Source organism: Leifsonia sp. PARNA 1/14, from assembly GCF_055720965.1.
Genome location: NZ_JBVQSP010000007.1, coordinates 199,290 through 207,983 on the forward strand (window position 1 = coordinate 199,290; position 8,694 = coordinate 207,983).

At 68.5% G+C, this 8,694-nt stretch carries 5 protein-coding genes and 1 pseudogene; 2 read left to right on the plus strand and 4 right to left on the minus strand.

The genetic code is table 11. The annotated features are described in order from the left end of the window. Positions 1-155, minus strand: a pseudogene (locus tag AC0HS0_RS18165) (VIT1/CCC1 transporter family protein); the annotation flags it as partial. Between the two features lie 149 nt (positions 156-304). On the opposite strand from AC0HS0_RS18165, the gene gdhA reads away from it, so the two are divergent. Then, on the plus strand, positions 305-1,654 hold the full coding sequence (gene gdhA, locus AC0HS0_RS18170) for an NADP-specific glutamate dehydrogenase (RefSeq protein ID WP_472965548.1): 1,350 nt from the start codon (positions 305-307) through the stop codon (positions 1,652-1,654). A gap of 62 nt (positions 1,655-1,716) precedes the next feature. Here the strand turns inward: gdhA and AC0HS0_RS18175 are convergent, their stop codons facing one another. Continuing rightward, positions 1,717-3,513 (minus strand): DEAD/DEAH box helicase, encoded by a 1,797-nt coding sequence (locus AC0HS0_RS18175; protein ID WP_472965556.1) that lies wholly within the window; start codon positions 3,511-3,513, stop codon positions 1,717-1,719. A gap of 134 nt (positions 3,514-3,647) precedes the next feature. Between AC0HS0_RS18175 and AC0HS0_RS18180 the strand changes: the two genes are divergently transcribed. Further along, entirely contained in the window at positions 3,648-4,436 is a 789-nt protein-coding gene (locus AC0HS0_RS18180) for an SGNH/GDSL hydrolase family protein (protein WP_472965549.1), read from the plus strand. A gap of 34 nt (positions 4,437-4,470) precedes the next feature. On the opposite strand, the gene AC0HS0_RS18185 is transcribed toward AC0HS0_RS18180, so the two are convergent. Both AC0HS0_RS18185 and AC0HS0_RS18190 read right to left on the minus strand, forming a co-directional pair. Next, positions 4,471-7,452, minus strand: coding sequence for an acyltransferase family protein (locus tag AC0HS0_RS18185; protein ID WP_472965550.1), 2,982 nt, complete (start codon positions 7,450-7,452; stop codon positions 4,471-4,473). Between the two features lie 110 nt (positions 7,453-7,562). Further along, positions 7,563-8,694: SGNH hydrolase domain-containing protein (locus AC0HS0_RS18190; RefSeq protein WP_472965551.1), on the minus strand; the 1,132-nt coding region annotated here is incomplete at its 5' end.

Consider the following 8,694-nt stretch of genomic DNA (forward strand, 5'->3'; position numbering starts at 1 on the left):
GTGGTCGCGCCGGCGACGCCGACGACGACCGCCGCGACGGATACGATCCCGTCATTGGCGCCGAGCACTCCCGCCCGCAGCCAGTTCAGTCTCTGGGCGAGGCCCTCCCGGTGGGGCTCGCCGGGATGCCGTCCGTTCACGATCTCCGAGCTCATGCGCCCAGCCTAGGAACGCGCGCGCGGCCCTGCCAGCAAGGACAGCCGATCCTCACCGTGCGGCGTCCTCTCGCCTTCCGCCACACAGCGGGCGCGCAGTTTTCATGAGAGTACACTCAGAATTCCGTGCCCGTCCCGAAAGGCCTCGCTTGAGCTCCGTGCTGTCCTCCCTCCTCCACGACGTCCTCCGCCGCAACGCCGGCGAACCCGAGTTCCACCAGGCCGCACGCGAGGTGTTCGGATCGTTGGAGCCGGTGATCGCCGCGCATCCGCGATACGCGGAGGCCTCGGTGCTCGAACGTCTGACCGAGCCGGAGCGCCAGCTCATCTTCCGCGTGCCCTGGACGGACGACTCGGGTCGCGTGCGCGTGAACCGCGGCTTCCGGGTGGAGTTCAACTCCGCGCTCGGACCGTACAAGGGCGGCCTGCGCTTCCACCCGAGCGTCACGCTCGGCACGGTCAAGTTCCTCGGCTTCGAGCAGATCTTCAAGAACGCGCTGACCGGCCTCCCGATCGGCGGAGGCAAGGGCGGCAGCGACTTCGACCCGAAGGGCAAGTCCGACGCCGAGGTGATGCGCTTCTGCCAGTCGTTCATGACCGAGCTCTACCGTCACCTGGGCGAGCACACCGACGTGCCGGCGGGCGACATCGGCGTCGGTGGGCGCGAGATCGGGTATCTGTTCGGCCAGTACAAGCGCATCACCAACCGCTACGAGTCGGGCGTTCTCACCGGAAAGGGGGTCGGTTGGGGCGGGTCCCTCGTCCGCACGGAGGCGACGGGTTACGGCGCGGTCTTCTTCGCCCAGCGGATGCTCGCGACGCGCGGTCGTGACTTCGACGGCGCACGCGCGCTGGTCTCCGGCTCGGGCAACGTCGCGATCTACGCCATCGAGAAGGTGCACCAGCTCGGCGGCACGGTGGTGGCCTGCTCCGACTCCTCCGGAGTCGTCTACGACAGCCGCGGCATCGACCTCGGACTGCTGCGGCAGATCAAGGAGGTCGAGCGGGGCCGGTTGAGCGCCTACGCCGAGCGCCGTCCGAGCGCCGACTACCGTGCGGGAGGCGACATCTGGTCGCTCGCCACGGAGACCCGGATCGATGTCGCGCTCCCGTGCGCCACCCAGAACGAGCTCGACGCGCGCGCCGCCGCGATCCTCGTGGCGGGCGGTGTCGCCGCGGTCGTAGAGGGCGCGAACATGCCCTGCACGCCCGAAGCGGTCGCCGTGCTCACCGCGGCCGGCGTGCTCTTCGCTCCGGGCAAGGCGGCGAACGCCGGCGGCGTCGCCACCTCGGCTCTGGAGATGCAGCAGAACGCCTCACGCGACGCCTGGACGTTCGACTACGCCGAGCAGCGCCTCGCGGAGATCATGAACTCCATCCACGACAGTTGCGCCGAGACCGCCGAGGAGTACGGCGCGCCGGGCGACTATGTGCTGGGCGCGAACGTCGCCGGCTTCGTTCGCGTCGCCGACGCGATGCTCGCCCTGGGCGTCATCTAGCGCCGCGCACCGCGACCGCCCGCCGCGACCGCCCCGCCGCGACCGCCCGTCAGTGCAGCCCGCTAGTGCCGGCCGATCCGTTTGCGGAGCCACTCGATGCGGGCCTGCAGCTGCGACACGCTCGCCTGCGCCACCGCCGGGCCACCGCAGACGCGGCGCAGTTCGGCGTGGATGAGCCCGTGCGGCTCTCCCGAGTTCTTCGAGTAGAGGCCGACGAGGCTGTTGAGCAGCTGACGCTGCTCCTTCAGCGTGCGGTGCAGCGGAGCGGGCGGGTGCCCCTCCGCCGCGGCGGGGCGGGAGGTGTGCCGGCGCGATTGCCGCTGCTGCCGCTGCATCAGCAGGTCGTGCACCTGCTCCGGCTCGAGGATGCCCGGCAGACCGATGAAGTCGAGCTCCTCGTCGGAACCGGGCACGGCGAAGCCGCCGAACTCGCGGCCGTCGTAGACCACGCGATCGAAGTTCGCCTCTGAGCCGAGAGCTTCGAACGCGAACTGCTCGGTCAGAGCCTCGGACGCCCTCTCGTCCCGGTTCGCCTCGGCCATCATCGCGTCCTCGGGATTCCAGAGGTCGCCTTCGCCGCCCTCCTCCGACGGCCGGTCGAGCGCGTGATCGCGTTCGAGCTCGAGGGCGTTCGCAAGGGCCATCAGTGTCGGCACGTTCGGAAGGAACACCGACGCGGTCTCACCCCGGCGCCTCGCGCGCACGAAACGCCCGATCGCCTGCGCGAAGAAGAGCGGGGTGGAGGCGCTGGTCGCGTAGACGCCGACCGCCAGGCGGGGCACGTCGACGCCTTCGGACACCATGCGCACCGCGACCATCCAGCGCGACTCCCCCGCCGAGAATTCGGCGATCCGGTCGCTCGCCTCCTTCTCGTCGGAGAGCACGACCGTCACCGCCTCGCCGCTGATCTGCTGCAGGATGTCGGCGTAGGCACGCGCCGCGTAGTGATCGGTGGCGATGACCAGGCCCCCGGCATCCGGGATGGAGTTGCGCACCTCGGTGAGTCGCCGATCGGCTGCGCTGAGGACAGCGGGGATCCACTCGCCGCGAGGATCGAGCGCCGTGCGCCACGCCTGCGAGGTGATGTCTTTGGTGTTGCCCTCGCCGAGCCGGGCCTCCATCTCGTCGCCGGTCTTGGTGCGCCAGCGCATGTGACCGGCGTAGATCATGAAGATCACCGGGCGAACGACACCGTCGCTCAATGCGCGGCCGTAGCCGTAGTTGTAGTCGGTGAGCGAGGTGCGGATGCCCTGCCGATCGGGCAGATAGGTGACGAACGGGATCGGCGTGGTGTCGGACCGGAACGGCGTTCCGGTGAGCGAGAGCCGCCGGGTCGCGCGTTCGAACGCGTCGCGGATGCCATCGCCCCAGCTCAGCGCGTCGCCGCCGTGGTGCACCTCGTCGAGGATGACGAGCGTGCGGTACGACTCGGTGATGTCTTTGTGGAGGCTCGGCCGCATCGCCACCTGCGCGTACGTGACCGCGACGCCCTTGTAGTGGCGTGCGTAGCGACCCTCGGCATTGCGGAAGTCCGGGTCGAGCGGCAGGCCGACGCGGGCCGCGGCCTCCGCCCACTGGCGTTTGAGGTGCTCGGTGGGGGCGACGACCGTGACGCGCTCGACGATCCGACGCGAGAGGAGCTCGGTGGCGAGCCGAAGCGCGAAGGTCGTCTTGCCTGCTCCCGGCGTGGCGGCCGCGAGGAAGTCGCGCGGCTCATTCACGAAGTAGGCGTCGAGCGCCTCGGCCTGCCACGCGCGGAGCTTGCCCGCCGTTCCCCAGGCCGCACGCTCGGGGAACGAGGGCGACAGGTGCTCGGCCGCGAAGCTGCCCGCGCGGGAACCGGCGCTCGCTTCGGGCAGCGCCTGACCCTCCACGCCCGCGGGTACGCCGACGCCTGGCGAGCTCTCGCCGGGCGGGTGTGCTGCTGTCGTCTCCACTTGGATCAAACCTACCGGAGGCGTCTGACAGCACGCCCACGATGCAGAATGGAGGAATGGTCGAAGCCCAGCACCCGTGGTCCCGCTACGTCGCCCTGGGCGACTCGTTCACCGAGGGGATCGGCGACCCGGAGCCGCTGAGCCCCGGCCGCCACCGCGGATGGGCCGACCGCGTCGCCGAGGTTCTCAGCGCGCAGACGGACGACTTCGCCTACGCCAACCTCGCCGTGCGCGGCAAGCTCATCAAGCAGATCCTCGACGAACAGGTGGAGCCCGCAGTGGCGCTCCGGCCCGATCTCATCACGATCTCAGCAGGAGGCAACGACGTCATCCGCCCGGGAACGGACCCCGACCAGATCGCGGCGCTCTTCGACGAAGCGGTCGGCCGCCTCAGCGTCGACGGTGCCACCGTCGTTGTGTTCACCGGCGTGGATGTCGGCTTCTCCCCCGTGTTCCGCGGCATACGCGGCAAGGTCGCGATCTATAACGAGAACGTCCGCGCGGTCGCGGCCCGCTACGACGCGATCGTGGCCGACCAATGGTCGCTCACCGAGATCCAGGACCAACGCATGTGGGCGCCGGACCGCCTCCACCTCGCGCCCCTCGGCCACCACACCGTCGCGCGAATGGTGCTGGCGGCGCTGAACGTCGAAAACGACCTCCAGCCGTTGGATCCGGAGCCGCTGCCACCGCGCACGTGGCGCCGAGCCCGCGCAGACGACCTCTCGTGGGCACGCGAGTACCTCGTGCCCTGGGTAGTTCGCCGCATCCGACACCAGTCATCGGGGGACCATGTGCTTCCCAAACGTCCCGAGGCGGGACCGTTCCGCATCGAATCCGAGTGAGAGGGACTGCTGGCGCTTGGTTCGCAGGGGCCGACTAGGGCGCAGCGGCACCACCGCTCAGGTCGACCCCGGCATCGGCCAGCAGGGAGGCTGCTGCGGGCGCGATGTGGCGCGACCATGCCTCAGTGATGTGGGTCTTGTCGAACTTCACCGTGATCCCTGCGGCGAACGCGGGGCACTTGTCGTTGACGCAGAACAGGGGGCGGGTGTCCACCCACACGCCGCCGACAGAAGCGGACACGGCCTTCTCTGCGGAGGCGAGCTCCTTCCACCGCGACCCGACGCGCGACACGCACGCCGATGGGGCGCTGCGCGGGGTGTAGCAGTCCCGGATGTCCTTGTCTTCCGGTGGCGACTGGAACATCACCACTTTGCCCGTATTCGGCGCGATCCGCTTCAGGTACTCGTCCAGTCCCGCACGGTATTGCGCGACCGATAGAAGCGTGCCGCTGTCGAGCGCGGGGACGTATCCGTTGAGGTTGGAGACGAACACGAACGTCGGCTTCATGGTGGCGATCTGCTCGATCGCCATCTCCCTGCGTTTCGGACACTCGCTCTTGTACGCCGCGTTTCCTGCGTCGATCGAGATCGGGATGAACGGGCAGCCGTACATGCCGAATGCGGTCATCCTGAGCGTGCCGTTCGACGCATCGACGAGCTCGCGCAGCAGCGGGAGGTAGCCGACGGAAGTCGAGTCGCCGACGACCACGATGGTCGTCGTCGCGTCGGGCGAGCCCCACGTGCACTTGTCGACACCGGGATACACGGGCGTGGAACACGCGTCGAATTCTGCGCTGCGAACGGAATTCTCCTGCGAGTCGATCGACGGCGTGATCTCCGGCCACTCCTTCGCATCCAATGCATCGGTGAGCTCGGTCGTCAGGGCCGTCCGCGCGGCATCGTCTGCGGCCGCCGTCTCCTCGCTCGGCGTCTCAAGAGCCGGGAGCACCCCGCTGAGCGCGAGGAGTTCACGCATAGCGGGTGCGATGTGCTTCCCGTACTCATCGGTCATGTGCACGAGGTCGAACTTGATCGGTGACCCGCCCGAGAAGGCAGGGCATTTCGACTTGGCGCAGAACAGGACGCGCGTGTCGACCCAGGCGCCCTTGACGCTCTTCGCCAACTGCTCCTCTACCTTGCCGCGTTCGTCCCACAGTGCAGGAACGGTCGAGATGCAGTCGGCCGGCGCGACCCGCGGGGAATAGCACTCCTTGATCTCCTTCTCGACCGGAGGCGGCGGGAGGAAGACGAGCTTGCCGACAATCGGCGCGACCTCATCGACGTACGGCCTCATGACGGTCTCGTAGTCGGACGGCGTGATGATCCCGCCGTCGACGGCGGAGAAGGGATAGTAGGTGTTCGTGATGAACAGCACATCCGGTTTGAGCGCGGAGATGCCCTCGATTGCCTGAAGCTTGCGCCCCGGGCATGCCTTCTCGAGGTTCGTGGCGCCGGTACGCGTCGCCACGGAGACGAACGGGCAACCGAACATCCCGAACGACGTCACCCGGAGCTGGCCGTCCGACGCGTCCACCATCGCCCGCATCATCGCGATGTACGCGATGGAGGTGGAGTCTCCGACCATCGCCAGCGTCAGCTTCGCGTCAGGCGAACCCCACGTGCACTTGTCGACTCCTGGATAGTTGTCGCCACCGCAGGCGATCGCCGTGTCATCGTGCTCGTACTTGCCGACGACGGCGTCCATCGACGGCGTGAGCTCAGGCCACTCCTTCGCCCCCAAGGCTTCGACCACCTCGGCTTTGACCGCATCCAATGCAGCGTTCTGTGTCTGCGAGGCGCCGCCGGAGGTCGGCGGGGCGGCCTCAGTCGTGCCGGTACGAGCGGACCCGTCGACCACGAGGGCCGCGACGACGGCGACAGCGGCGCTGGCGGCCACCGCCACCACCACGATGGACTGCCTCCGCTTGCCGACCGGGCGGGAGCGGCCGCGACCCTTCTTCGCCGGTTCGAGCCAGGACGAGTGCCGAACCGGTTCTTCGATGAAGCGATACGACAGCGCGGCGAGCACCAGCGAGAGTGCGATGGACTCGAGAGCGGGGATTGGAGTCTCGTAGCTCGGCGTCCCACGGGCGAGTTCCGTCACCAGGATCAATGCCGGAAAGTGCCACAGATAGAGCGAGTACGAGATATCGCCGATATAGCTCAGGAATGGATTGTCGAGCGGGTTGAGCCATGATCGCTCCGGCTGCCATGGGAAGGCGATGAAGGCGGCCGTGCTGAGGACGGCGACGGCCGCCCACGGTGCGGGAAAGCCCTGATCAGCCGGGGTGATGACGCTCGCAGTGATCATGCCGGCCAATGCCAGCAGGGCGATGACGGGGCGCAGCGCCCTCGGAAGCCCCGAGAACCAGGGCATGCACAGAGCGACCGTGGCGCCCACGGAGAGCTCCCAGAGACGCGCGGGCGTGATGAAGTAGGCCGCACCGATGTCGGTCCGGGTCAGCTGCAGCGACAGGAAGAACAGGGCCACGGTGATCGCCAGGGTGACCAGCGCCGCGAACACCCGCGGCCGCCGCGTGCGGCCGACCACGAGAGCGATCACGAGGATCGCCGCGGGCCAGACCAGGTAGTACTGCTCTTCGAGGCTGAGCGACCAGTAGTGCTGCAGCGGGGAGGTCTGGGCGCCCTGGGCGAAGTAGTCCGTCGCCTCGGCCGCGTACCGCCAGTTCGACACGAAGAAGAGCGACGCTACGGCGTCCCACACGGTCGACATGAACCGGCCGGAGGTGAATACCGCCCAGGCGCCGATCACTGTCGCCGTCAGCACCGCCACCGACGCGGGGATCAGCCTCCGGACGCGGCGCCGATAGAACGCGAGGAATCGGATGCGCCCGTTGCGCTCGAACTCGCGGTGCAGAACCGACGTCATCAAGAATCCCGAAATGACGAAGAAGATGTCGACGCCGACGAACCCGCCGGCCGGCCACTCGAACGCGTGGTTGACCACGACGAGCCCGACCGCCAGCGCCCGCAGGCCCTGCAGATCGAGACGCATCGTCGACCGCTGGGCCGGCTGGGCGGCACGGGTGCCGCCCGACCCCCTGCTTCTGCGCGACTCGGAGCGCGGGCGTCCCGGGGGCGGCGTCGATGTTCCCACGACCGCCATCAGTTGCCTTCCTCTTGTGCTGCGTTGTCTGCTGATGCGTCGCCGCCCGGCGATTGGTCGTCTGCCGGCGGCTCATCCTCGTCGGGCGGAGAGGTGTCCTGCGTCGTCTCCGAGCCACCGCCTCCCGTGAGGTCGATTCCCTTCTCGGCCAGTAGCTCCGCCATTCCGGCCGCAGCGTGGCGCGAGAACTCCTCGGTGAGGTGCACCTTGTCGAATTTCGTCGGCATGCCGGCGGCGAACGCGGGGCACGCACCGTTCACGCAGAAGAGCTGGCGCGAGTCGATCCACTGAGCGTTCGAGAGGGACTCCGCCAACTTGGTCTCGGCCGCAGCCCGGCGCTTCCACAACTCATCGACCCGCGACACGCAGTCCTTCGGGCTGGAGCGCGGGGTGTAGCACTCCCTGATGTCCTTGTCGGCTGTCGGGGGTGAGACCAGAGCGATCGTGCCGACGGACGGCGACACCCGCTGGAGGTAGTCGTCCAGCCCCTTTCCGAACTCGTCGACCGATATCGGCTCGCCATCGGGATACTTCGACACTGTGAGGTAGGTGTTGGTGACGATCAGCACAGACGGTTTGAGGGCGATGATGTTCTCTACCGCCTGTTCCTTGCGGTTCGGGCAGGCGGCTTGGAAGGACGGGTTCGCCATAGCCGTCGCCAGGTTGACGAACGGACAGCTGTACATGCCGAGCGCCGTGACCTTCAGCCGACCGTTCGAGGCGTCGGCCAGCGCACGGAAGAGGGGCACGTAGGCCACAGATGTGGAGTCTCCGACGATGGCCAGCGACACGGGTGCGTCCGCGGCGCCCCACGTGCATTTGTCGATACCGGGATAGACCTGGTTCGAGCAGGCGTTGGTGCCCGCGTCTCGCTCGTACTTGGCCACGATGCTGTCGAACGACGGGTCGGTCTCGGGCCACGACGTCACCCCGAGCGCTTCCGTGAGCTCGCTTTGGAGTGCCCCGAGTGCCGCCCCGACTCCCGGTTCGGGGGTCGCGCCCGGCGTCTGCGTCGCCTGGGGGGTCCCCTCCACACCACCGGCCTCGGCGCCACCCCGCTCCTGATGATCGACGACGACGGTCAGGACGATCGCGATCACCGCGGCGATCGCGCCCGCCGTGAGCGCATAC